This window comes from Paenibacillus sp. RC67 (assembly GCF_030020805.1).
Lineage (GTDB): Bacteria > Bacillota > Bacilli > Paenibacillales > NBRC-103111 > Paenibacillus_S.
Genome location: NZ_CP125098.1, coordinates 4,226,534 through 4,249,324, shown reverse-complemented (window position 1 = coordinate 4,249,324; position 22,791 = coordinate 4,226,534). Strand labels below are relative to the sequence as shown.

The 22,791-nt window shown below is 44.7% G+C and carries 19 protein-coding genes, 1 pseudogene and 1 riboswitch; of the genes and pseudogenes, 17 read left to right on the top strand and 3 right to left on the bottom strand.

The annotated features are described in order from the left end of the window. Positions 1 to 39 precede the first annotated feature (39 nt). The 4 genes and pseudogenes from QMA13_RS19290 to QMA13_RS19275 all read left to right on the top strand — a co-directional run bounded on the left by QMA13_RS19290 (position 40) and on the right by QMA13_RS19275 (position 7,117). A complete protein-coding gene (locus QMA13_RS19290; protein ID WP_282935384.1) occupies positions 40 to 1,608 on the top strand; it encodes a type 2 periplasmic-binding domain-containing protein in 1,569 nt (522 codons plus the stop codon). Positions 1,609 to 1,676: 68 nt separating this feature from the next. Next, positions 1,677 to 2,696 (top strand): response regulator transcription factor, encoded by a 1,020-nt coding sequence (locus QMA13_RS19285; protein WP_282935383.1) that lies wholly within the window; start codon positions 1,677 to 1,679, stop codon positions 2,694 to 2,696. Continuing rightward, complete coding sequence (locus tag QMA13_RS19280) at positions 2,696 to 4,513, top strand: cache domain-containing sensor histidine kinase (protein WP_282935382.1); 1,818 nt, start codon at positions 2,696 to 2,698, stop codon at positions 4,511 to 4,513. The genes QMA13_RS19285 and QMA13_RS19280 overlap by 1 nt, the downstream gene beginning before the upstream one ends. A 209-nt stretch (positions 4,514 to 4,722) precedes the next feature. Continuing rightward, positions 4,723 to 7,117 (top strand): annotated as a pseudogene (locus QMA13_RS19275) (type IA DNA topoisomerase). 78 nt (positions 7,118 to 7,195) lie between these two features. Here the strand turns inward: QMA13_RS19275 and trhA are convergent. Both trhA and QMA13_RS19265 read right to left on the bottom strand, forming a co-directional pair. After that, positions 7,196 to 7,846 (bottom strand): PAQR family membrane homeostasis protein TrhA, encoded by a 651-nt coding sequence (gene trhA / locus QMA13_RS19270; RefSeq protein WP_282935381.1) that lies wholly within the window; start codon positions 7,844 to 7,846, stop codon positions 7,196 to 7,198. A gap of 117 nt (positions 7,847 to 7,963) precedes the next feature. Continuing rightward, a complete protein-coding gene (locus QMA13_RS19265) occupies positions 7,964 to 9,307 on the bottom strand; it encodes an N-acyl-D-glucosamine 2-epimerase (RefSeq protein WP_282935380.1) in 1,344 nt (447 codons plus the stop codon). A gap of 241 nt (positions 9,308 to 9,548) precedes the next feature. Between QMA13_RS19265 and QMA13_RS19260 the strand changes: the two genes are divergently transcribed. The 12 genes from QMA13_RS19260 (at position 9,549) to QMA13_RS19205 (ending at position 20,465) form a co-directional block, all read left to right on the top strand. After that, positions 9,549 to 10,889, top strand: coding sequence for a globin-coupled sensor protein (locus QMA13_RS19260; protein ID WP_282935379.1), 1,341 nt, complete (start codon positions 9,549 to 9,551; stop codon positions 10,887 to 10,889). Positions 10,890 to 11,070: 181 nt separating this feature from the next. Next, positions 11,071 to 11,430, top strand: coding sequence for a GIY-YIG nuclease family protein (locus tag QMA13_RS19255; RefSeq protein WP_282935378.1), 360 nt, complete (start codon positions 11,071 to 11,073; stop codon positions 11,428 to 11,430). Positions 11,431 to 11,475: 45 nt separating this feature from the next. After that, positions 11,476 to 11,555: riboswitch (ZMP/ZTP riboswitch) on the top strand. 49 nt (positions 11,556 to 11,604) lie between these two features. Next, positions 11,605 to 12,945 carry a bifunctional folylpolyglutamate synthase/dihydrofolate synthase gene (locus QMA13_RS19250; protein ID WP_282935377.1) on the top strand — a complete coding sequence of 447 codons (1,341 nt, stop codon included), beginning with the start codon at positions 11,605 to 11,607 and terminating at the stop codon, positions 12,943 to 12,945. A 111-nt stretch (positions 12,946 to 13,056) separates the two neighbouring features. Further along, the gene (locus QMA13_RS19245; protein WP_282935376.1) at positions 13,057 to 14,097 is read left to right on the top strand and encodes a CobW family GTP-binding protein; all 1,041 of its coding nucleotides are present in this window, start codon (positions 13,057 to 13,059) and stop codon (positions 14,095 to 14,097) included. A gap of 57 nt (positions 14,098 to 14,154) precedes the next feature. Further along, the gene (locus QMA13_RS19240) at positions 14,155 to 14,613 is read left to right on the top strand and encodes a Fur family transcriptional regulator (RefSeq protein ID WP_282935375.1); all 459 of its coding nucleotides are present in this window, start codon (positions 14,155 to 14,157) and stop codon (positions 14,611 to 14,613) included. Positions 14,614 to 14,872: 259 nt separating this feature from the next. Beyond that, positions 14,873 to 15,964, top strand: coding sequence for a sulfate ABC transporter substrate-binding protein (locus QMA13_RS19235; RefSeq protein ID WP_282935374.1), 1,092 nt, complete (start codon positions 14,873 to 14,875; stop codon positions 15,962 to 15,964). 50 nt (positions 15,965 to 16,014) lie between these two features. Further along, complete coding sequence (gene cysT / locus QMA13_RS19230) at positions 16,015 to 16,851, top strand: sulfate ABC transporter permease subunit CysT (protein ID WP_282935373.1); 837 nt, start codon at positions 16,015 to 16,017, stop codon at positions 16,849 to 16,851. Between the two features lie 81 nt (positions 16,852 to 16,932). Beyond that, a complete protein-coding gene (cysW, locus tag QMA13_RS19225; RefSeq protein WP_282935372.1) occupies positions 16,933 to 17,817 on the top strand; it encodes a sulfate ABC transporter permease subunit CysW in 885 nt (294 codons plus the stop codon). 6 nt (positions 17,818 to 17,823) lie between these two features. Then, positions 17,824 to 18,885 carry a sulfate/molybdate ABC transporter ATP-binding protein gene (locus QMA13_RS19220; RefSeq protein WP_282935371.1) on the top strand — a complete coding sequence of 354 codons (1,062 nt, stop codon included), beginning with the start codon at positions 17,824 to 17,826 and terminating at the stop codon, positions 18,883 to 18,885. A gap of 19 nt (positions 18,886 to 18,904) precedes the next feature. After that, positions 18,905 to 19,714 (top strand): alpha/beta hydrolase, encoded by an 810-nt coding sequence (locus tag QMA13_RS19215; protein ID WP_282935370.1) that lies wholly within the window; start codon positions 18,905 to 18,907, stop codon positions 19,712 to 19,714. A 61-nt stretch (positions 19,715 to 19,775) separates the two neighbouring features. Beyond that, complete coding sequence (locus QMA13_RS19210) at positions 19,776 to 19,988, top strand: YezD family protein (RefSeq protein ID WP_282935369.1); 213 nt, start codon at positions 19,776 to 19,778, stop codon at positions 19,986 to 19,988. 57 nt (positions 19,989 to 20,045) lie between these two features. Next, positions 20,046 to 20,465, top strand: coding sequence for a hypothetical protein (locus tag QMA13_RS19205; protein ID WP_282935368.1), 420 nt, complete (start codon positions 20,046 to 20,048; stop codon positions 20,463 to 20,465). A 343-nt stretch (positions 20,466 to 20,808) separates the two neighbouring features. Here the strand turns inward: QMA13_RS19205 and QMA13_RS19200 are convergent, their stop codons facing one another. Next, entirely contained in the window at positions 20,809 to 21,711 is a 903-nt protein-coding gene (locus QMA13_RS19200; protein WP_282935367.1) for a DMT family transporter, read from the bottom strand. 174 nt (positions 21,712 to 21,885) lie between these two features. Here QMA13_RS19200 and QMA13_RS19195 point away from each other — a divergent pair, with 174 nt between their 5' ends. Beyond that, a complete protein-coding gene (locus tag QMA13_RS19195; protein WP_282935366.1) occupies positions 21,886 to 22,725 on the top strand; it encodes a transporter substrate-binding domain-containing protein in 840 nt (279 codons plus the stop codon). Positions 22,726 to 22,791: the final 66 nt, after the last annotated feature.

Below are 22,791 nucleotides of genomic sequence, written 5' to 3'. Positions count from 1 at the left end.
CAATCAGATTGTTAGTAATCTAAAGGGAGAAGGGGTAATATGAAAAAAGCAGTAGGTCTAGTTATGGCATCCGTACTAGCAGTTGGCTCCATCGCCGGCTGCTCCAGCGGTGCTGGCACGAAGGAAACAGACAAAGGAAGCGCTCCAGCAGCTTCTAAAGGTCCGTTGAAGTTTTCGATTTCATTTCCTACGACAACTGGCGACGGCTACGGCCAAAAGCAGCCAGACTTGAGCAAAGAGAAATGGGTTCAACGATTGAACAAGTTAACCAACACGGAATTGGACGTTCGTTTAATCCAAAGGGAAAAAATGAGCGTTTTGTTCGCCGGTAATGACATTCCGGATGTACTCGGAAGCTTGGACTTGCCAACGGGTAAAGATATGGCTGGTTCGGTTGAAGCAGGCGTATTCCAACCATTGGATGACTTGATCAAGCAATACGCTCCAACCCTTTACAAAAATGTTCCAAAAGCTGCTTGGGATTCCGTCACTTACAACGGCAAAATTTACGGTATTCCGGATTACTTAACGAATCCATCCCGTCGTGCAACTTATATTCGTACCGATTTGTTGCAGAAGACTGGACTTCAAGCACCGAAGACCATCGATGATTTTTTGAATGTTATGCGTGCCTTTAAGAAACTTGGAGTTGAAAACCCTTACCAAATGCGTGAAAACTTCAAGTATGCGGATACGGTACTCGGAGCATTCGATGTACTTCCATACAAAGATCAATTTGAAAAACAAGGCGATCAAATCGTACCGAAGTTCTTCGATGTAGAGAACATGCAAAAAGCGCTTCAAACCATGAAAACGATGTATGATGAAGGCTTGATTCCTAAAGACTTCGCAACCATTTCTTCTACGGATTACAGCAAAAACATCAACGCAGGTAAAGCGGGTATGTGGTCTGCTAACTTGAGCGGTGGCTTATCCGGTTTCAGAACGAATATCACTGCAGTTGATCCTAATGCGAAGATTGATGCGATTCCTTCGCCTACAGGCCCTGAAGGTAAAGGCGGATACTTCATGTATTCCCCAATGGTTCGTACGTTCTACATTAATAAAAGCGTAGACAAAGAAAAAGCTATTGGCATTATGAAGTACTTCGAATGGATGCAAACCGATGATGCAGCTAAATTCTTCAGCCTTGGTGTTGAAGGTGAGAACTACACGGTAAAAGACGGCAAAATTTCTTACAAAGCTCCAGCGAACAAGGATGAAAAAGACGAAGAAGGCTGGCGCTCAACGTTGTGGGTTGGACAAGATTCGACTTACAACAAATTGCAATTGGAGCAAAGCAAAGACGGTCAAGATACTTTGAAAGCGTTTGAAACGATCTTGTCCAAAGAAGGTCTTGGCGGTATCGGTTACTACCCAGACTTGAAAGCATTCTCCAAATACCCAGACTTGACTCCGCAAGGTGACACAGGTCCTAAATTAATCATTGACCATATGGTAAAAATGGTTTATGGTAAAGAACCAATCACCGATTGGCCTAAAGTCATCGAAGAGTACAAGCAAAAAGGCGGAAACGACATCATCAAAGAAGCAACAGAAAGATATAATAAAAAAGACGGCGTTTCCATCTTCAGCAACCAAAAATAATTGCTAAGCATCTGCCCTAGTGATAGGGTGGATGCTTTTCCCGTTTTTACAAAGAGGGGGGTAACAGCATGCAGCTACTTATCGTGGACGATGAACCCATCAATCGCAAAGGTTTGGCGCGTATGGCGGAGCAATATCCATTGCCTGAATCCCATATTCATACAGCGGCGAACGGCGTGCAAGCACTTGAAATTGTTCGCTCGCAAGTACCTGATATTATATTTACAGATATACGTATGCCGAAGATGGATGGACTGGAGCTATGTAAGCACCTACATGAACATTTCAGCCATATCCCTATTGTGGTGATCTCAGGGTATTCGGACTTTGAATATGCGCAGAAATGTATGTCCTATGGAGTAAAGCATTATTTATTGAAGCCAGTGACAAAAACGGATGTAATAGAAGTATTGGATGCTTTAATAAAGTCGAAAGCGAAGAGCTTCGTGTCATTGACTAAATATGAAGAGTGGATTGAAGAGGTAGAAACAGCGATTTGGATGCTTAATCTGAATGAAGTTAAACAATTGACTGAACATTGGAAGCAGTACTGTCTGGAATCGGAATTAAATGTGATTCAACTGAAGGAATTATTGGAAGAGTGCATCAATATGATTTTGAAAAGAATGGCTCGCAAGTCTATGGTATTGAATATTGAAAAAAACGAAATGCGTCCGCTTACACGGGAGGATGCGCTCGAGTTGTTCGAGAATCAGCTTAAACAATTAACTTCTGATCTTATGATTAAACGAAGCGGTAACTTTAAGGATCCCATGAAGGAAGCTAAGGCTTATATTGATAGCCACTTATCTCAGGAAATCACCTTGGAGGAGGTGGCTGAGATGGTAGGGCTAACACCGACTTATTTTAGCTCATTATTTAAGAAAATGACGAATGAAACGTTCGTGCAATATCGAATTAAGAAGCGTATAGAGCTTGCTCAAAAGTTAATGGCGGTTCCTCATATGAAAATGAGTGACATAGCGGCAGAGGTGGGCTATGAAGACTATCCGCATTTTACAAAAATGTTTAAAAAAATGACGGGCTATTCCCCATCGGAATTCCGAAGTATTTTGGGTATCAAATAATGAAAGGGAATTTGTCTCGCAAGCTTTTCACTTATTTTCTTGTTGTTATTGTTGTATCACTAACCTCGGTAGGGATATTTACCTATACGCGCTCATCGAATGAATTGGATAAGCTTAGCAACAGGCATATGTCACAAATTGTGAATAACGCGATGTATCAGACGGATCTTTATTTGCAAAGTTATGATCGCTCTATGTCGTCATTGCTTTCTAATCAAGATGTTAAGCAGTTCTTGGACATGCCGCCGCTTAATGGATACGATTATTACAGCTTTTACTCATCCATAAAAGAATATGGAATAAAACCGATCTTTATTAGAAGCCCTGAGATGGTGAATATTTATATACTCAGCTATAACGGAAATTCTGTCTTCAGTTTTAACGGTGGCGGCTCCGATCAGCCTCTTAGTTCAACAGAAGCCGCGAAGCGATTGGCGATGTTAAAGGAAAAAACAAAAGACAACGGCCAATTAAGCGCTCTGAACACCACGATACAGCCTGAACGGAAGAATACTGTCATTACTCTTGCGCGCAAGATCAGGGGGTTAAGTTCTCCTGAATTTAGCGGTGTACTAGCTTTTGAGGTACAAATAAGAGACTTGGCAGCTCTCTGGGGAGGCATTGATCTAGGCGAAGATGGTTACTTCTTCATTATGGATCAATCCGGAGAGGTTGTGTACCATCCGCAAAAAGAGATCATAGGAACGCAAGTTTCGGATAAACTGAAGCAGCAGCTTGCTAAATCGGACGCTCAAATGTTCGAAAGCTCTGAAGGAAACAAGAAACGCATGTATGTTAGTCGCAACTCAGAATATTCAGGTTGGACATTAGTAGTATCCATGCCACTAGATGAGTTGAAAAAACCGATTGCCAGCATCCGTACAACAACGATTCTGGTTGGTTTGCTTACATTGGCGTTTGCAATATGGCTCTCCAATCGTTTTGGCCATTCCATTACACGTCCAATACGTGTGCTGAAAAACGGGATGAGGCAAACGGAAAAAGGAAACTGGATTACAATTCCTGTCAGGGCGAATGAACCTAAGGATGAAATAGATGAATTGACTTTCAGCTATAATCTGATGGTTAAACGGCTTTCCGATCTGGTCAAGCAAGTGTACGAAGCGGAGCTGCAAAATCGGGAAACACAACTGGAGCGCCAAAAGGCGGAATTCCAGTCTCTCCAAATGCAGATAAATCCTCACTTCCTGTATAACACTTTGGAGACAATAGCGTGTTATGCTGCGCTCAAGGACTCCGATGAAATATCGGAGATTGTTAAGGCAATGGCTTATATGTTGAGATACTCGGTGCAAACGAACCTGGAAGAAATTACGGTTGCTAATGAGCTGAAACATATTCTCACGTATATGACCATCCTTAAGCACCGGATTGATTATGAATTTGAAATCGATGCGGCTGTTCCTCCGAATTTGCTGCTTCATAAAATGGTACGTTTAACACTTCAGCCTCTAGTGGAAAACATATTCCAGCATGCTTTCCCAGATGGCGTCGAGCCTTATCATTTTATTCGAATTGATGCCGGAATTGATGAAGATATATTCTGGGTTAGTGTTGAAGATAATGGAGTAGGGATACCAGAAGAGAAGCTGGCTCAATTAAACGAAAAGCTCAGCACCTATCGTTTGACAGATACAGTAGGTAATAGTGAGAAGGTTACCAACGGAATTGGAATGATGAATGTACACCGGCGCATACAGATGGTATTCGGTGAAGAGTATGGTTTACGTATTGACAGCAAAGTAAATGAGGGTACCAAAATTGTCATGCTGATGCCAATTTCAAAGGCGAAATAATACAAAAAAAGCACTCGATCGTTCTGAATACTCTCAGTCCGATACGAGTGCTTTTTAATGATGCAGTTCTTGTGAGATAGGCGCGTATAACAGAAAGCATATAGGAACGGATAATGAAGTAAGTCTTGAGACGGTTTACAAAGCACTTTTTTTTCGTTACGATTACGAGGTGTGAAATCATTTTTTACTTTTGAGGAGCGATACAGGAATTGAAGACTCTTATCATTGCGGAGAAACCGGACATGGGCCGAAATATTGCTGCCGCAATAGATTCAAAAGCGAAAAATCACCGGACTTATATAGAGGGTGAGCAGTATATCATTACTTGGGCCATAGGCCATTTGATCGGGTTAGCAGAGCCGGACGCCTATGACGATAAGTATAAAAAATGGAATTTTAACGATTTGCCGATCATTCCGGATCGGTTTAAGCTTGTGCCCAATTATAAAACGAAAGATCAATTAAAGGTCATTGCGGAGCTGGCTAAGCGCAGCGGACAATTGGTGAATGCCTGTGACGCAGGGCGTGAGGGACAGCATATTTTTTCATTAATTCAACGTCATTTGAAGCTAAAGCATCCTGTAAAACGGCTTTGGATTTCGGATTTAACTCCTGAAACGATCCGAAGAGGCTTTGCGGAGCTTAAAGAAGGCTCGGAATATGAGAACTTGACGAGAGCAGCAAAAGCTCGGAGTGAAGCAGATTGGTTGATCGGTATGAACGGTTCGCGAGCTTTTACGACGAAGCATAATGAGCTTTTATCGGTAGGACGCGTGCAAACGCCGGTTCTTGCCATTTTGTACGATCGGCAAAAAGAAATCGAGGCTTTTCAATCGAACAAGTTTTATGATGTAGAGGCGCATTTTAAGCAGTTGGATACCGAGTATAAGGGATTATGGCAGGGAGAGCGATTAACAGACCCTGAGAAGGCCAATGCGTTAGTAGCGAAGGTTAAAGGCAAGCAGGGAAGGGTTGCAAGCTACGAGGTGAAGGATACGAAGGAGTATCCGTTCAAGCTCTATGACCTCACTCTGCTGCAGCGAGAAGCGAATGCGAAGTATGGCTATTCGGCCAAAAAAACACTCGATCTGGCTCAAGCGCTGTACGAAAAGCACAAGGTCATCAGCTATCCACGTACAAATTCTAACTATGTAACGGAGCAGAATATAACGGAGATGCACCGATCACTGGATCAGCTGCGAGGGACTGCCTATAGTCAATTGGCCGAGAATGCGGACAAAAGCAGGGTGCATAAAAACAATAAGGCAGTTTGCAATCCGACAAAGGTTGAAGATCACCATGCTATTCTGCCAACGCATAAGAAAGCAAATGGCTTATCAAGCGATGAACAGAATGTATATGATTTGATTGTACGGCGATTTTTGTCGCATTTCTACCCGCCTGCCGAATACAAAATTCATACGGTTATGACCGAAGTAGAGCAGGAGATGTTCAAAAGCACAATAAAGCAACTGCTCGCAGAGGGCTGGAAGGTCATTTACGCGGATCAGAAAAAAAGATAAGCCTAAAGCTAAAAGCAAAACAGATAAATCGGATGAGGAAGAGCCTGAGGAAGAGATCAATACTGCATTCACACTTCAGCCTGATGTGCCTGTGAAATGCTCCAAAATCGAAGCCAAAGAGAAAGAAACGCAGCCGCCCAAGGCCTATACGGAAGGAACATTGCTTAAAGCAATGGAAGGAGCGGGAAAGCAGGTAGAAGATGAGGAGCTTCGCGATGCTATGAAGGACTCCGGTCTAGGTACTCCTGCTACTAGAGCTTCAGTGATTGAGCGTTTGAAGCAAGTAGGCTATATCGTGATGCAGGGTAAACGAATTGTCATAACACAGAAGGGGCGAATGGCAATAGAGCTCGTCCGTGGAGCGGGAGTTGATCTCCTGACTTCACCGGAAATGACCGGACATTGGGAACGTCGGCTCAATGAAATTGCCCGCGGATTGGCCTCAGACGAAGCGTTCATGGCCAATGTTAAGAAATTCACGAACCTGATCGTGGATAAGGTTCGGGTACAGTCGAAGGCAGCGAAGCAAGCCTTCGAAGGCGATACCCCGTCCGCAGGCGCAGCCAAGCGGACGCGTAAGCGCGGCGCCGCCGAAGAAGCTGCCGGCGGCGGCGACACCGCAGCGCCGGCGGCGAAGCGCACCCGCGCTGCGCGCAGTGGCGACGCCGCCGGCAAAGCGCCCGCCAGCGGCTCTCGCACGCGCCGCAGCGCAGGGCCAGCCGCGGCGGAGCCGGTGCTTGCCGCCGCAAGCGCGCCTGTGCCCGCCGGCGGCAGGGCGGCAGCACCAGCTGCCACGGCGCTGCCGGGCATAGCGGCTTGCCCTAGACCTGGCTGCCGCGGGCGCATCATCATGGGCAAGCGCGGCTATGGCTGCACCGAATACAAATCCGGCTGCGGATTTGTGATCTGGAAGGACAGCTTCGGGGCCGTATTGACCGATACAGCCATACGGTTCCTCGTTGAAAAGGGCCGCACTGCATTGATGACTTTAAATGACGAGAATGGCAGGCCGTTCAAAGGGAGAATCATACTTACGGACACAACTACGGGGAAGCTGGCGGTTGAGGCTGTAACCAACTAAATAGACTATTTTGGGATTCATAAAATGGACGCTCCTTATCGGACAAGCAAGCCGATGGGAGCGTCCATTTTATCTAGGCTAAGCAGCCAACAAAGGCAGCACATATTCGTAGATGGCAATAAAATGACACAAACTGCCAGCTGTAACAAATAGATGCCAGATGGCGTGATGGTAGCGTATTCCCCTCCAAAAGTAAAATATACTTCCGAAGCTGTAAAGAAAGACCCCCATGAGAAGCCATATCATACCTTCCTGCGGAAGCACAAGCTGTAAGGGCTTGATGATGAGTACGATGAGCCAGGCCATCAATAAATACTGACCAATGGAGAAAGTCATGTATCTCCCTGGGAATAGAAACTTCAATGTGACGCCGACACATGCAAGGCCCCAAATCACAAACAGCATCCAAGAGCCTATGGCTCCGTGGCGCAAGACTAAAAGCAATGGGGTGTATGTCCCTGCAATAAGCAAATATATCGCTGCATGATCTAGCATCTCATATCGTGCGACAGCCTGCTCTTGCGTTGCGCTGTGTAGGAGAGTGGAACATACATACAAGATGACAAGCGATACTCCAAAGACCGTACTTCCCAATAAATGCATCATACTTCCGCTTTTCACTGATTCCAGGACCAGCACGACCAGCGCAGCGGCGCTTAAAACGGCTGCAAAGCCATGGCTGAGAGCATTTGCTCTCTCTTCCTTCCAAGAGGTTGCATCCATAGTCATCCCACCCCTGTAACTAATAAGAATAAGCTGCTGCCAGCCTATCCTATCCTTCCCAGGAGAGGATGTTTTTAAGCTATAGTTGTAAGCTTAATTCAATATGAATTCGATCGAATGTCGTTATTGATTCATAGACGCTTCTACTGTGACCAGGCAGGGTGTAGAGGTTTGATTAGCCTTATTGGAAGGAAACAGCCACAGTCCAGGTGTGTCTTTAACGTTTGTAATGGAAATCTGAAATCGCATGCTTGGGAAATTCGTACTATATAACAAAATACGATTTCCGTCGACCTCCTTCGCCGAAATCTGAATATCGTGTTCGGGCTTACCGTCTATGAGGACAGTAAAATGGCTCGACAATACGGACTCAGAATCGATTCTTTTTTGAAAATGGATACGTACCTTGTCATTGGCGATCCTTTCTGCACGGACGGCTCTTGGCGCTTCATCATACATGTATTTGCCAAGATGGTACTCGTAAGCGGTCCATGTCGCGTAACCAAGCTGGTTTGCTGTATTGGCAAATTCCTTCAGCCATTCCCGATCACGCCTCATGTTCTTCAGCGAACCTATATCCGCCTGAATTCCTAATGGGAGTGCGGGATGAAGTGCGCGAATTCGAGCGGCAAAAGGCTCGTATCGTGCGATGTAGTTAGCAGGCAGCCTCCAACGCATCCAATCCGGCCAATGTGTTTGTATGAAATGAACATCCGGTCTTACATAAGAAACCATAGCCGCGGCATCAATACCCTGGTATTCCCGCAGCTTCTGTACTGAATCAGGCCCGGCATCGACACCAAGAGACCATGTGGCAATCCTGATGTCGGGTCGTACCTCTCTAACACCCTCTCTACCATTAATCAATTCGAACAAGAAACGGTTTACTGCCGATACTCTAAACTCGACCCACTGCCGGTAAAGAATAGGATTATTTTTATAATACATGGGTGAGGAGGTGTATTTGAATTCCGGGATGTCCGAACCGTACTGCTGCTTGAAAGCTGCGCGAGCATAGGGCCCTATATCGCCGTATACCCCGCTGGACAAACCATTCCACTCAGGAAAGTAAGGCTCTGCAATCTCCAGTCCGTCAAAAGGGTAAGCCTTCACCAATTCAGCTAATGCTTGTTTTTTCCAAGCTACATAACGGTAGCTAAACGGCGACAGACGGTAGTAACCATCGTTAACAGGCTTCAATAGTGTCATTTGCCAATCCGGCCAGTCATCAGGCAGATGTGCTGTCGTATAAGTACCGTTGCCAAGGACAGTCGCCCAAACGGCAAAGCCTTGCCGATGCAGCTCCTTCAACAGCTGCTCATTCACTTTCGTTTCATCGGTTACAAAATATCGGACAACCCTGTAGCCTGCAATCCAAAGTTCATCGGCAATGCTTTGAGGCGAGCGATTCAAATAATAAGGAAAAGCAGGATCGACTTGAATGGAAGGTCCTAGCATGTTTTTCATTATGTAACCACCTCTCTTGGAGCCACTGTCGATTAATTGCAAATCACAAAAAAGATCTTACAGCTACTTATGTTCAAGGCTTACAAAATAGTCGAATGAAACAAAGCTTACCTACTTAATGACAATTACTTGTCGGTACAAATAATTTATTTAATTTATTAAACACTTGAAGGATAGTGTAGAAATTTGTCGAATGAAATAGGAAAATATACTTATGTAATGGGGGAGGTGGCTTGGAGCGATGAAGCCAAATAAACAGCAAATCTTTTCTCGTTTGTTCGGGAAACCTTCACCGGACGGCGCCGAGCATCAGGTTAGTTGGCTGACCAACCGAGACTCAGAGAATGTATCGATCCGTATCGATACTCAGACAGAAATATTTGCGCAGATGAAGATGATCGGGCTATGTGAAGAGGATTTGACAGTGCTTAAAGCATTGCAGCCATTAATAGAACAGCATATTGATGAAATCACAGATCAATTTTATCAGTCCGTTATTGATGTGGACAAGCTGCGCAGTATCATTGTTGAACATAGCACGGTAGAGCGATTGAAGCAAACGCTGAAAATGCATCTGATTGAAATGTTCAGCGGAACGATTGATGAAGAATTTATCCAGAAACGGCTGAAAATCGCAAGTGTTCACCAGCGAATCGGCCTGGAGCCCAAATGGTATATGGGGGCATTTCAAAACCTGCAAAATTCGCTGCTTACGATGATTCATAAACATAATTCAAGTAATGAAGAGACAGTAGAAATTGGCAGTGTGATTGCGAAGCTCCTCAGCTTCGAGCAGCAAATCGTGCTGGAAGCCTACGAGAAAGAAAATTCGAAGCGTAAGGAGCTTCAATACCAGGAAGTCAAAGAGGAATTGAAGAGCAAGATAGCCGCGTTCAGCCAAGAGCTGGCTTCAATGACGGAGCAGACGAGTACATCCGTTCAAGACCTTGTAACAGGGAGCACACAGCTAAATACTACATTCCTCGAAAGTGTCGCCAAATCGAAAGAGTCGCAGACATTTTCTCAGCAAGGGTTGGAAAAGATAAAACAATTAGAGCAGCGAATTCATCATATCCATGAAAGCACTTTACACATGGAGCAAATGGTCAAAATGTTGAATCAATCATCTGGAAATATTATACATATTATTGGGATTGTACAAGACATTGCGGATCAAACCAAACTGCTTTCTTTAAATGCTTCGATTGAAGCGGCACGTGCTGGCGAGTATGGGAGAGGATTTGCGGTTGTTGCTAGTGAGGTTCAGAAGCTATCTGAGGATACCAAGAAAGCGGTAGGAGAAATATCACAGTTCATCACTCAAACGGGGGAGTATTCCAATAATGTGGTCCTCTCGATTTCAGAAGTTCAGCAGCTAGTGGAAAAAGGACAGCAAGAGTCGACGGATGCTCGAGACGTGTTTAATCATATCACAGATACGATGCAGCGAAGTATTCAAGAGGTTGCCAAGGTTGAACGGGAGCTGGAGCTTCTGGTGTCTGTAATTGAGGACATAGGGGCAGCTACAATAAAAGTGGCGGAATCTGCTGAGTCTTTAAATCAAGCTACAATCAGCTTATAAGCGAACTAAATATAAAGAATTGAAACACACCTTGGATCTGGGATAGATGCAGCAATGCTTCTAAAACGTTTACGAGGTGTTTTTTTGTTTGTTTATAAATAGATAAAATAACGAATGTCTAAAATAATATAGACAAAACATAATAATGTTTGTTAATATTGAGTTGAAAGGAGAGGTTGTCATGGACCGAAGAAAAGAACTTCAGATGCAGTATAAAGAAATAAAAACGGTTGCCGGGGTATATCAAATAAAAAATACGAAAAATCAAAAGGTGTTTATTGCTAGCACACGTAACATGAACTCTTTGAACGGCAAAAGGTTCACCCTTCAGATGGGATCTCATGAGAACAAGCAGCTTCAAGAGGAATGGAAGCAATACGGGGAAGCCGCTTTTGTCTTTGAGCTGTTAGAGCCGTTGAAAATAGAAAAGGATGACCCTTATTTCAATGAGAAAGAAGCTTTAGGGAAGCTTGAGGAGAAATGGCTGGAGGAGCTGCAGCCCTATGGAGAACGAGGATATAATCGACAGCCGTCCAGATAAATTGTATTGATCTTCCATTAGAACCGGGGTATGATTAATTAATCATTGACTATGTGTAACTGGCGGAGCATGGGGAACCATGAGGGAGCACATAGATAATTCAGCCGTACGCCTGGGCAAAGTGCTTGATCTTACTGAGATCAAGTGCTTTTTTGTATATGGAGGAGTTAGCTGATGAATGCATGGGAAAGCTATGAGGCTGCAGTAGAATGGGTGGAGGGAATAGTCCCTTTCGGGATTAAACCAGGCCTCAACAGAATGGAAATGCTCCTGGAGTTATTGGGACATCCGGAGAAAAATCTGCGGATCATTCATGTTGCTGGCACAAATGGCAAAGGCTCTACTTGTGCTTATCTGACTAAGGTTCTGCAGCAAAGCGGTTATCGTGTTGGCACGTTCACCTCACCCTGCTTGGAACGGTTCACCAATCGTATTCATTATAATGGGAGCGACATACCGGAACTAGAAGTGCTGGAGCTGGCTAACCGGTTAAAGCCTATAGTGGACATGGTTGCTGAGAGTGAATGGGGCTCTCCGACGATGTTTGATGTAACAACTTGTATGGCATTGCTCTATTTTGCCAAGGTATGTCCTGATTTCGTCGTGCTGGAGGTTGGTCTTGGGGGGAGGCTGGATTCAACGAATGTTGTAACCCCGCTGGTTTCGGTTATTACTAACATTGGTCATGATCATATGGCATTGCTTGGCAACACCTTGGAGGAAATCGCTGCGGAGAAGGCCGGTATCATTAAGCCTGGTGTTCCAGTCGTCAGTGCTGTGGAGCAAAAGGAAGTCATAGACGTCATAGAGAATCACTGCGAACTGAATAAATCGAAGTTATATCTGTTGAATAGAGAGTATGGTTACGAGGCTGTGAGCTTTGAGTGGAATCTACAGCAGTTTCATTTTACAAGTGACTTGGCTTTTCATGAGAATCTGCAAATAAAGCTTAATGGATTGCATCAACTCAAAAATGCAGCGGCAGCCATTATGACCTTGGAATTATTAAGGGATCAATATGGAGTCTGCTTAAATGGGTTACAGGAGGGGCTAGCAGCAGCGGAATGGCCAGGGAGATTGGAAATGATCGGGGAGAATCCCCGCATTGTGCTTGATGGGGCACATAATCCGGAAGGCGCAGAAGTGTTGGTGCAGGCTCTTAAGGCTGCGTACCCGGCTTCCCCAATCCGACTTCTCATGGGAATGCTGAATACTAAGGAGCATTCGGACTATCTGCTGCATGTACTGCCAATCGTAGATACGTTGATTTTTACAGAACCGGATTTTCGCAGCGCTATGCCTGCTTACGAACTTGCAGAATTGGCTAAGAGGATCATTGTAGAGAAAGGTTTGAAAGTTCAGGTCCTGGTGGAGCCTAATTGGAAAAAGGCGCTTGATACACTGGTTGGAGTGACTTCTGAAGGTGATTTGCCTGTCGTTTCCGGTACGTTGTATCTAATTTCCGATGTCCGAGCATGGATTTTAAATAAGAAGGACTCGTACAAAGGTTGGTAATGAATAGGTACTTAATAGTAATAATTACTTATAATTGACATTGGCTCCCGTACGAGCTACAATTTTCTTATATACTATTTATTTGCTGATGGATGAGGAGAGAGAATCATCATGACAAAAGCCGTACCCGTACACATATTATCCGGATTTTTGGGCAGCGGTAAAACGACTCTGCTATCGCAGGCCATCGAATACTATAAGCAAAGCGGTAAGAAGCCAGCAGTGCTCATGAATGAGCTTGGTGATGTCAATTTGGATGGTATGCTGGTTGAGGACGACGTTCCAATGACAGAGATGCTGAGCGGCTGTATTTGCTGTACGATCCGTGGAGATCTTGGACTAGAGCTGAGGGATTTGATTCGGGATAATAATCCGGATGTCATTTTCGTTGAATGTACGGGCGCAGCGAACCCGATTGAGATTTTGGATGGAGTGACAGATGCTTCACTATTAACGGAGCTTGAGTTGAAATCAGTCATTACGGTTGTTGATGCAGCCCAGTTCCAGAAAAAGCTCGAAGGCGGACAAAGTAAAACCTTTCGTCTTATGCAGGATCAGATCCGCTGTGCAACCCAGCTTATTTTAAATAAAGTGGATTTGGTGCATCCAGATGCGATAGCTTCAATTGAGCAGGGAATTCGTGAGTTGAATCCTGTGGCTCCTATGACAGCTACGGTTCGGTGCCAGGTGGATATGTCTCTGTTCGACAGGCTTACAGAAGCTGCAGGAACTGTAAGCGCCTCAGAGCATGCCCATAGAGAATCAAGTCAAATGGACTGCCATGTACATGAAGAAGGCGGTGTTTGCAGTAATCCGTCACATCATCACGATCATGACGGAGACCATCACGGACATGCGCACCATTCTCACGACCATGTTATGGTCTATACCCATTATTTCACCAATCCTATAGACAGCGAGCAGTTTGAGGAGCTGGTCGGCAGATTGCCGCAGGAAGTGTATCGGGCTAAGGGTATTCTTCGTTTTTCAGATACGGCCAGCTTGTTTTTGTTCCAGTATGCTTATCGTGAGATGGATTTTGTGAAAATTACGCCAAAAGAGGATTTGCCTAACGTTGCTGTTTTTATCGGAGAACACTTCTCCAAAGAGCGATTGGCGGCAGAATTGGCTGCATTGGAGCAAAAGGATTGACTCTATTGCCAAAATCGGGCATTATTAACCTAAGTATGCGTAAATTGAGGGATAAATATGTCAAATCATGAGCATGAACAACATACGCAAGAAACCATTCAGGAAATGGTCCGTGCCATGGCCAATAAAGGCTGGAGAATAACGGATCAGCGTAAAAGCTTGGCTGCCTTATTTGCAGAAGCCGACGGATATTTGTCGCCGAAGGATGTATATGAATCCATGAGGCAAAAATATCCAGGTGTCAGCTTTGATACGGTATACCGGAACCTTCGACTGTTGAGCGAGATGGGCGTACTGGAGCAGTTTTATTTGAATGAAGGCGTTAAATTTCGTGCCCGTTGCCAATCTCACCATCACCATCATATGATCTGTCTTCAATGTGAAAAGACGATTACTTTCGAATTCTGTCCTATGAAGGATGTCCCTAGTCTTCCTGAGGGTTTTCAAATTATGAACCATCGCTTTGAAATTTTCGGTTACTGTAACGAATGTGCAGCTAAAGCTACGAACCAATGATGCATAAGTTATGTCAAAAGAACCTTTGGACTCACGAGTCTGAAGGTTCTTTTATTTTTCATCAAATAAAAAACGATTGACACATTTCACCAGCGGTGCTAATATACTGACTATAAATCATAGTAATCAGATCGGAATAAAAGTTGATCAACCGGACCACCGGAGATTCGTACCGAGATAAGGAATTTACATCCTTATTTAGACAGCAGATTACATATGGTTCGACTTTGTCCTATATGAATGAGGGGAGAAATATAATATGTCGAATATAAGCCTGTTGAATTGGAAAAAGTGGTCCGTTGTTAGCTTGGTCAGTTTATCATTGCTAGGTCTTACCGCATGCGGAGGAGGCTCGGGAACGCCTGCAGCGGGTTCGGCCCCATCAGGAAGTCCTGATAATAAAGCAGCAGCAGCAAAGCCTGTAGAGCTGCTCAATGTATCTTACGATCCGACGCGTGAATTGTATCAGGATTATAACAAAGCGTTTTCTACCTATTGGAAAAATAAAACAGGTCAAACCGTTACATTCAAGCAATCCCATGGGGGGTCCGGTAAACAAGGACGCTCGGTCATAGACGGTCTGGAAGCTGATGTGGTCACTCTGGCTCTAGCTTATGACATCGATGCCATACAAGAAGCGGGATTAATTCAGAAGGATTGGCAGAAGAAGCTCGCGAGCAACAGCTCTCCATACACTTCAACCATCGTGTTCTTAGTTAAGAAGGGAAATCCGAAAGGGATTAAGGACTGGGATGATTTGATCAAGCCAGGCGTTCAAGTCATTACTCCTAATCCGAAAACTTCCGGTGGTGCCCGTTGGAACTATGTAGCCGCTTGGGGCTATGCTTATCAGAAATATGGCAAGGATGAAGCAAAAGCTAAGGACTTCGTGCAAAAGCTGTTCAAAAACGTGCCTGTATTGGATTCCGGAGCTCGTGATTCAACAACAACCTTCGTACAACGCGGCATTGGTGACGTACTGATTGCTTGGGAGAATGAAGCCTACTTGTCTATTAACGAATTCGGTAAAGATAAATACGAGATTATCACTCCATCCATTAGCGTATTGGCAGAACCTCCGGTTGCTGTTGTCGATAAGATCGCTGATAAAAAAGGAACACGTGAAGTAGCGCAAGCGTATCTGGAGTACTTGTACTCCGAAGAAGGTCAGACTATTGCGGCGAAAAACTACTACCGTCCTCGTTTGGAATCGGTAGCCAAGAAATATGAATCTCAGTTCAGCAAAGTCAACCTGTTCACAATTGATGACGAGCCGTTTGGCGGATGGACGAAAACACAGAAGACGCATTTTAACGATGGCGGCGTATTCGATCAAATCTATAAACCTTAAATGATAGATAGAGACGAGTTAAGAGAATGAAAGTCAGAGGAGAGAAATCCATGGCAAAAGGTTGGAAAGAGCGAAGTATTTTACCTGGTTTCGGATTGTCGATGGGCTTCACGGTGTTGTATCTCAGTTTAATCGTCCTCTTTCCGTTATCTGCTATCTTCATTAAAACGTCAGGATTGTCTTGGGTGCAGTTTTGGCACGTGGTTACGGATCCGCGTGTCATTGCATCCTACAAAATCAGCTTTGGTACGGCGATCGGTGCTGCGTTGGTTAACACGGTATTTGGCTTTATCGTAGCTTGGGTGCTGGTGCGCTATTCCTTTCCTGGCAAACGGTTTATAGATGCGTTGGTTGATTTGCCTTTCGCACTGCCCACAGCTGTAGCGGGGATTGCGTTGACAACGATCTATTCGCAGAACGGCTGGATAGGAAGCATACTGGAGCCGCTCGGGATCAAAGTAGCTTTTTCACCCATCGGAATTACCCTGGCTCTTACCTTCATTGGAATCCCGTTTGTAGTTCGAACGCTGCAGCCGGTCATTGAGGAGCTGGAGAAAGAGATCGAAGAAGCGGCAGTTAGCTTGGGAGCTCGCAGATGGAGAACATTCAGGAAAGTGATTTTTCCAGAGCTGCTGCCGGCATTGTTGACGGGATTTACGCTAGCCTTTGCTAGAGCGGTCGGAGAGTACGGTTCCGTCGTCTTCATCTCCGGTAACATGCCAATGAAGACCGAGATTGCACCGCTGCTTATTATGACGAAGCTGGAGCAATACGACTACGCAGGGGCAACTGCTATAGCACTGGTCATGCTGGTTATCTCATTCCTTATGCTGCTAATCATTAACTTTATCCAATGGCGGGCGAACCGCTTAAATGTTTCGAATTAACGAAGTCAGTTTTGCCTAGAAAACTCAGTATCGCTTACGAAGTCAGTTTTTGCTACGCAAAAACTCTTAGGAGGGTCCCCCATGGCCGGATATGTGGCAACCGTGAAATTAGGTTCGGGAGCAACGGATAGACCAAAACACATTACCGAACCGGCGGTCGTTAAATGGATTTTAATTACAATTGCAATATTGTTTCTAGGCTTGCTGCTGGTGCTTCCTCTTATCTCCGTGTTTGTGGAGGCGTTCAGGAAGGGCAGTGAGGTGTACTTTAAAGCTTTCTCTGATCCGGATGCCGCGTCAGCTATACGGTTAACCTTAACGACGGCGGCAGTAGCCGTACCGCTCAATTTGGTATTCGGCTTAACGGCAGCCTGGGCCATCACGAAATTCAAATTTAAAGGAAAAAATCTCCTTATCACACTGATTGATCTTCCTTTTGCGGTGTCGCCTGTTATCTCTGGTCTTATTTATGTATTAATATTTGGAGCTAAAGGCTGGTTTGGTCCATGGCTCGGGGAACATGATATCAAAGTTATTTTCGCACTACCAGGCATTGTTCTGGCTACCGTATTCGTTACATTCCCATTCGTAGCTCGCGAGCTGATTCCATTGATGCAGGCGCAGGGGGTTCAAGAAGAGGAAGCGGCGGTTACGCTTGGTGCTAGAGGCTGGCGCATCTTTTGGAAAGTGACACTGCCGAATATCAAATGGGGGCTGTTATACGGCATCATATTATGTAATGCGCGGGCAATGGGCGAGTTTGGTGCTGTCTCTGTCGTCTCCGGTCACATTCGAGGCTCAACGAACACGGTTCCGCTTCATATCCAAATTTTGTATAACGAATATAATTTTGCTGGTGCATTCGCCATGGCATCCTTACTGGTCATGCTGGCTGTTGTTACGCTTATAGTGAAGTCGGTCATCGAATGGAAATTTAACGGCTCGAGGCAGCTGGAAGGGGAGTAAGGGACCATGCATATTATTGCCAAACACTTGATGAAAAGCTTTGGCCGCTTTCAAGCTACCAAAGACGTTAGTTTCGAGATTGAAAAGGGAAAGCTGATCGGGCTGCTCGGACCGAGCGGCGGCGGCAAAACGACGATTTTGCGTATGCTGGCAGGACTAGAGGAGCCGGATTCCGGGGATATTTTGTTCCATGGAAAAAAGGTTAACCATCTTCCTCCGCAAGAACGTGGCATCGGTTTTGTATTCCAGAACTATGCGCTGTTTCGGCATATGAGTGTGTTTGATAATATCGCTTTTGGCCTGTCGGTGCAAAAGCGTTCAAAGCAAGAAATCAAAGCCCGTGTTAGCGAGCTGGTGGAGCTTACAGGACTGAAGGGCTTAGAGAAACGATTGCCTCACCAGCTGTCAGGCGGTCAACGTCAACGGGTTGCTTTTGCAAGGGCGATCGCCCCTGAGCCTCAGCTGCTGCTTCTAGATGAGCCATTTGCCGCTATTGACGCCAAGGTTCGCAAAGAACTGCGCACATGGTTGAAGGATATGATCAATCGGGTTGGGATTACGACCATCTTCGTGACACATGACCAAGAGGAAGCTGTCGAGGTAGCCGACCAAATCATGATCATTAATCAAGGAACCTTGGAGCAAAAGGGTTCCCCAATTGAAATTTATCAGAATCCTGAGACGCCTTTCGTTGCCGGTTTTATTGGAGAATCGAACAGTCTATCAAACATAAGCACCTTCAAAGGATTTGAAAAAGCTGATTTACAGAATGCTAAAGCCATCATTCGGCCCGAATTTGTGGAGATCGGATTTCCTAATGAAATTTCATTTCCATCCGCCTCTGAGATTGGCACTGTGAGAAATATTTATTTCCGCGGCACCAATTGGCAGGTAGAAGTAGAAGTACACAACCAAATCTTGTACGCCTACAGATCCTTAGAGCAGGAGACGCTCAAGCCGGGCGATCCCGTACATGTTTTAATTCATAGAGTTTATTTGTTTAACGAACAGGAAAATCTAACGGTTGAGAACGGTTTGAAAATCGATCCACTGCCGGTACACATCTAATCGAGAGGAAGAGTTGTCAATGGAACATCACATCACAATACAAAGCGAATATGCGGAGCTGGCGGCAACTCTTCATTATCCGGCATCGACCGGTTCCAAGAATCCCATTATTATTATTGCACACGGATTTATAGGCAATCGGATCGGTGTGGATCGCCTGTTCATCAAAGCGGCGCGCGAATTCAGCGAACAAGGCTATATGGTTCTGCGGTTTGATTATGCCGGATGCGGAGAGAGCACAGGAGACTATGGCTCTGGCGGGCTTGATTCTATGATCGATCAAACTCGATCGGTTATCGATTATGCTTTGAAAATTGATTGCGTAGATCCGACCCGGGTCATTTTGTTAGGCCATAGCTTGGGTGGAGCCGTATCTGTACTGACAGCTGCGAGAGATAAAAGAATAAAATCTTTAGTGCTGTGGTCAGCCGTCGCACATCCTTTTAATGATATCATTAAAATCATCGGTAAAAAAACATATGAAGAAGCGGTACAGCTAGGCTCCTCCGATTACTTAGGGTATTCGTTTAAATCGGGCTATTTTGATTCGCTGGCGGGACATCAGCCTTTAGAACAAACAAGGAAGTTCTCTGGTGATGTTCTCGTGGTGCATGGAACGAACGATGATGTCATTCCTGTTGACTATTGCTTCTTATATCAGAAGCTGTTTTGGTTAAGATCGCAAGGACAGTGTGATAAAGAGGTTATTTTTCAAGCGGATCACACGTATTCTACGGGCCAAGCCTATATTCAGTTGATTACAACTACGAAAAATTGGCTCTTGTCTCTCGATAAACGAAGAAACGATTGGTATGACTGGACGATCTGACCTTTTTTTAGTCTAAAATCCGATAAAAAACATAGGAATAATATTAATGGAGGGATTGCAAATGGCAAAACCGTTGGAAATTGATGAGGTTTGGAGCAGCAGGATTGTGAACTCTGTCAATGGCTTAGAGTATGGAACGGTACAAATCGTTGTACATGACGGCAGAATAGTTCAAATTGAGCGGACAGAGCGCAAAAGATTTGAATCTGAAGTAGCTTTGCGGGAGCAGCAAGTGGTAGAAGCCAGGCATCAAGGGAACCGCCGCAAAGGATAAAATGCTAGTTGTCTACCGGTACACCGGAGGCTGTTCGAGGTACAGGGTTTCGCAGCAATGCTTGCGGAGTCGTGGACAGACTCGAGCGGTCTCTTTGTTTCATTAACAGCAAGACAGCAGCAAGACCCCATTAAAGAGGAGTTGAATTCGATGATAGCCAATGTGGAGCCATGGGCGGAATTGAGTGAATCGGATGTGTTGAATTTGCCGGATATTCAGTTTGTCACGTACTGCTTTCAGACGTTTGGTTTAAATCGAGGGATTTATAATACAATCGACCAGTGGTTGTACAATTTCGGTTACCGGGATGTGCTTCAGCGGCGGAGTGCAACTGTATCATTTTTGAACCTAATTCGAGAAAAAAGCGAGAAGGAACGATTGCCCGGAAGCATCCTGCGTTTCGGCAAAGGCGGGGTAACGAAGCAGCTGTATGATTTTATTCATCTCCCTGTTCCGGTGTTTCTTAATCAAAGCTAATGACCGGAATAAGAGTTTGGAGTGCAATAGAATCGATGAGGAATTAAGAAGACGAAGCTAAATGCTTTGTCTTTTTTTATGAGGAAGCATTACGGTAGATAGCTTAGAGATAGCAGAAGCCGAGTTTAGACCTATCCATGATGCTCTTCATGACCCGGCTGTTGTAGGCTTATCTCAAGAAATTATACGTTCTTATATAAGTGCTTTTCCAAGTTCTGGGCTGAGAAAGGTAGAAAGGAGTATTCCAACCAATCATTCGTTTAGCAGCTATGATGTTTTTACCATGTTCAATACGATTGCTCCGTGACGCCGTAAGGCGTTTTTTTGCCTGTTATTCGATAAATTAATGAGCTTTTTGCGGCTCGTAGCGAACGTGATTGTTTCTCAAAAACACCCACACGCCTAGAATGAGAAGAAGTCCGGCTGCAATCTGAACCCAATTAATGCCTTCCCCAAGCATGATCCACGCCAGAATCGTTGCCCCAATAGGCTCGCCCAATACAGCACTGGATACGGAAGCGGCGTTAACGTACTTTAAAGCCCAGTTAAACAAGATATGTCCGAATACAGTAGGCACCAAAGCTAACAGAATAAATAAACCCCACTCATCGATCGAATAAGAAACGAAGGAATACCCGTTGAACCCGTTGTATAAGGCGAAGCAAACGCCGGCAACGAAAAAAACTACAAAGCTGTACAACAGAGAAGAGATATGTTGACTAAGCTTTTGTCCTAATAACATATGAACGGCTACAGCCGCTGTACCCAAAAGGGAGAGCAAATCTCCCTGTAGAGCGCTTCCTGAAATGGAAAAATCTTTTGCCCCAATCATCATCGCGGCAAGCACAGCCAGACAAATGCCGGCAACAGCCGCTGTGGTTGTTCTTTCTCTATACACAATAAATGCACCGGCGAGCACGAATATAGGCTCCAAAGTTAACAGTACGGTTGAGCTTGCTACGGAAGTATATCTAAGCGATGCCATCCACAGTAGGAAATGCAGACCCAGAGCAATGCCTGAACCGACCATATACATCCAATCCTTACTCGATAACTTCTTTATTTCTGGGATATACTTCCACATAATAGGTAGCATTAGAAGGTTCGTAAAAAAGAGCCTGTACATCCCTGACACGGATATGGGTGCAGCAGAAAGCTTGACGAAGATGGATGAGAACGAGATGGCTATAATTCCTGCCGTAAAAATTATCCATAAAGGGACAGGACTTCTTTTGTTGGTATTCATTGCTATTCCCCCGATAGTAGCTGTTTCAAAACCTTTTCATTATACTAAACTATGAGGGATTAATGCTAGAGCAAATCAGAGATTAGGACTAAATTTATTGTAAATATAACGTTGTTGTCAAACAGAGACATGTGGGATATAATGTTGAAGTTATTTAGAAAGGAGAATTGACCAATGTTTAAATCTAAAGCTCTTATTCTTATGTTATTAAGTCTAGTTCTGGTTCTTTCGGCGTGCGGCCAGAAGCCTGCTGCTGATTCTAGCAAGTCGGGCGCTGCTCAACCGGATGCGGCGAAAGCAACGAAGCTCGAGCAAATTAAAAAGGCGGGCAAAATTGTTGTAGGTACTAGTGCCGATTATCCTCCTTACGAGTTTCATAAAGAAGTGAACGGTAAGGATACGATCGTTGGTTTCGATATTGAAATCGCTAAAACCCTTGCTAAGGATCTGGGTGTGACGCTAGAAATTAAAGATTTGAAGTATGAAGGCCTGCTTGCTGCTTTGGAAGCTGGGAACATCGATTTCATCATCTCCGGGATGACACCGACACCTGAACGTCAGCAAAGCGTAGATTTCACCAAAATTTACTACACTGCGGTTCAAACGGCTGTCATTCGTGCCGAGGACAAGGATAAATTCAAAACGATCGACGATTTAAAAGGCAAGAGAGTCGGAGCGCAAAAAGGCGCAACGCAAGAACAAATCGTAACCAAGCAAATGCCAGGCTCTGAAATGAAGTCTTTAGGCAAAATTTCCGATTTGATGCTGGATTTGAAGAATAAGAAAACGGACGCGCTTGTAGTCGAACTGCCAGTAGCAACCGCTTATTTGTCTAAAAACCCGGACTTGATCATCTCGGATATCAAATTGTCGACAGAAGATAGTGGTTCTGCGATTGCAGTGAAGAAAGGTAACTCCGATTTAGTGGATGCCATGAACACTTCCTTGGACAAGCTGATGAATGATAAAACTGTGGATAAATTTGTAATGGAAGCCAACGATTTGGTGGAATAATAATATCAAGCACGCCAACAAAAACCTGTGCGGATACCCGACGGGTTTTTGTTTGGTTTATCACAT

Excerpts from the sequence above, each read along its gene's own strand:
- cysW (WP_282935372.1), top strand. The coding sequence starts at position 16,933 with ATGGCCGGATATGTGGCAACCGTGAAATTAGGTTCGGGAGCAACGGAT.
- trhA (WP_282935381.1), bottom strand. The coding sequence starts at position 7,846 with ATGACTATGGATGCAACCTCTTGGAAGGAAGAGAGAGCAAATGCTCTC.
- QMA13_RS19210 (WP_282935369.1), top strand. The coding sequence starts at position 19,776 with ATGGCAAAACCGTTGGAAATTGATGAGGTTTGGAGCAGCAGGATTGTG.
- QMA13_RS19265 (WP_282935380.1), bottom strand. The coding sequence starts at position 9,307 with ATGAAAAACATGCTAGGACCTTCCATTCAAGTCGATCCTGCTTTTCCT.
- QMA13_RS19285 (WP_282935383.1), top strand. The coding sequence starts at position 1,677 with ATGCAGCTACTTATCGTGGACGATGAACCCATCAATCGCAAAGGTTTG.
- QMA13_RS19215 (WP_282935370.1), top strand. The coding sequence starts at position 18,905 with ATGGAACATCACATCACAATACAAAGCGAATATGCGGAGCTGGCGGCA.
- QMA13_RS19260 (WP_282935379.1), top strand. The coding sequence starts at position 9,549 with ATGAAGCCAAATAAACAGCAAATCTTTTCTCGTTTGTTCGGGAAACCT.
- QMA13_RS19280 (WP_282935382.1), top strand. The coding sequence starts at position 2,696 with ATGAAAGGGAATTTGTCTCGCAAGCTTTTCACTTATTTTCTTGTTGTT.
- QMA13_RS19220 (WP_282935371.1), top strand. The coding sequence starts at position 17,824 with ATGCATATTATTGCCAAACACTTGATGAAAAGCTTTGGCCGCTTTCAA.
- QMA13_RS19290 (WP_282935384.1), top strand. The coding sequence starts at position 40 with ATGAAAAAAGCAGTAGGTCTAGTTATGGCATCCGTACTAGCAGTTGGC.
- QMA13_RS19240 (WP_282935375.1), top strand. The coding sequence starts at position 14,155 with ATGTCAAATCATGAGCATGAACAACATACGCAAGAAACCATTCAGGAA.
- QMA13_RS19255 (WP_282935378.1), top strand. The coding sequence starts at position 11,071 with ATGGACCGAAGAAAAGAACTTCAGATGCAGTATAAAGAAATAAAAACG.
- QMA13_RS19205 (WP_282935368.1), top strand. The coding sequence starts at position 20,046 with ATGCTTGCGGAGTCGTGGACAGACTCGAGCGGTCTCTTTGTTTCATTA.
- QMA13_RS19245 (WP_282935376.1), top strand. The coding sequence starts at position 13,057 with ATGACAAAAGCCGTACCCGTACACATATTATCCGGATTTTTGGGCAGC.
- QMA13_RS19200 (WP_282935367.1), bottom strand. The coding sequence starts at position 21,711 with ATGAATACCAACAAAAGAAGTCCTGTCCCTTTATGGATAATTTTTACG.
- QMA13_RS19235 (WP_282935374.1), top strand. The coding sequence starts at position 14,873 with ATGTCGAATATAAGCCTGTTGAATTGGAAAAAGTGGTCCGTTGTTAGC.
- cysT (WP_282935373.1), top strand. The coding sequence starts at position 16,015 with ATGGCAAAAGGTTGGAAAGAGCGAAGTATTTTACCTGGTTTCGGATTG.
- QMA13_RS19250 (WP_282935377.1), top strand. The coding sequence starts at position 11,605 with ATGAATGCATGGGAAAGCTATGAGGCTGCAGTAGAATGGGTGGAGGGA.
- QMA13_RS19195 (WP_282935366.1), top strand. The coding sequence starts at position 21,886 with ATGTTTAAATCTAAAGCTCTTATTCTTATGTTATTAAGTCTAGTTCTG.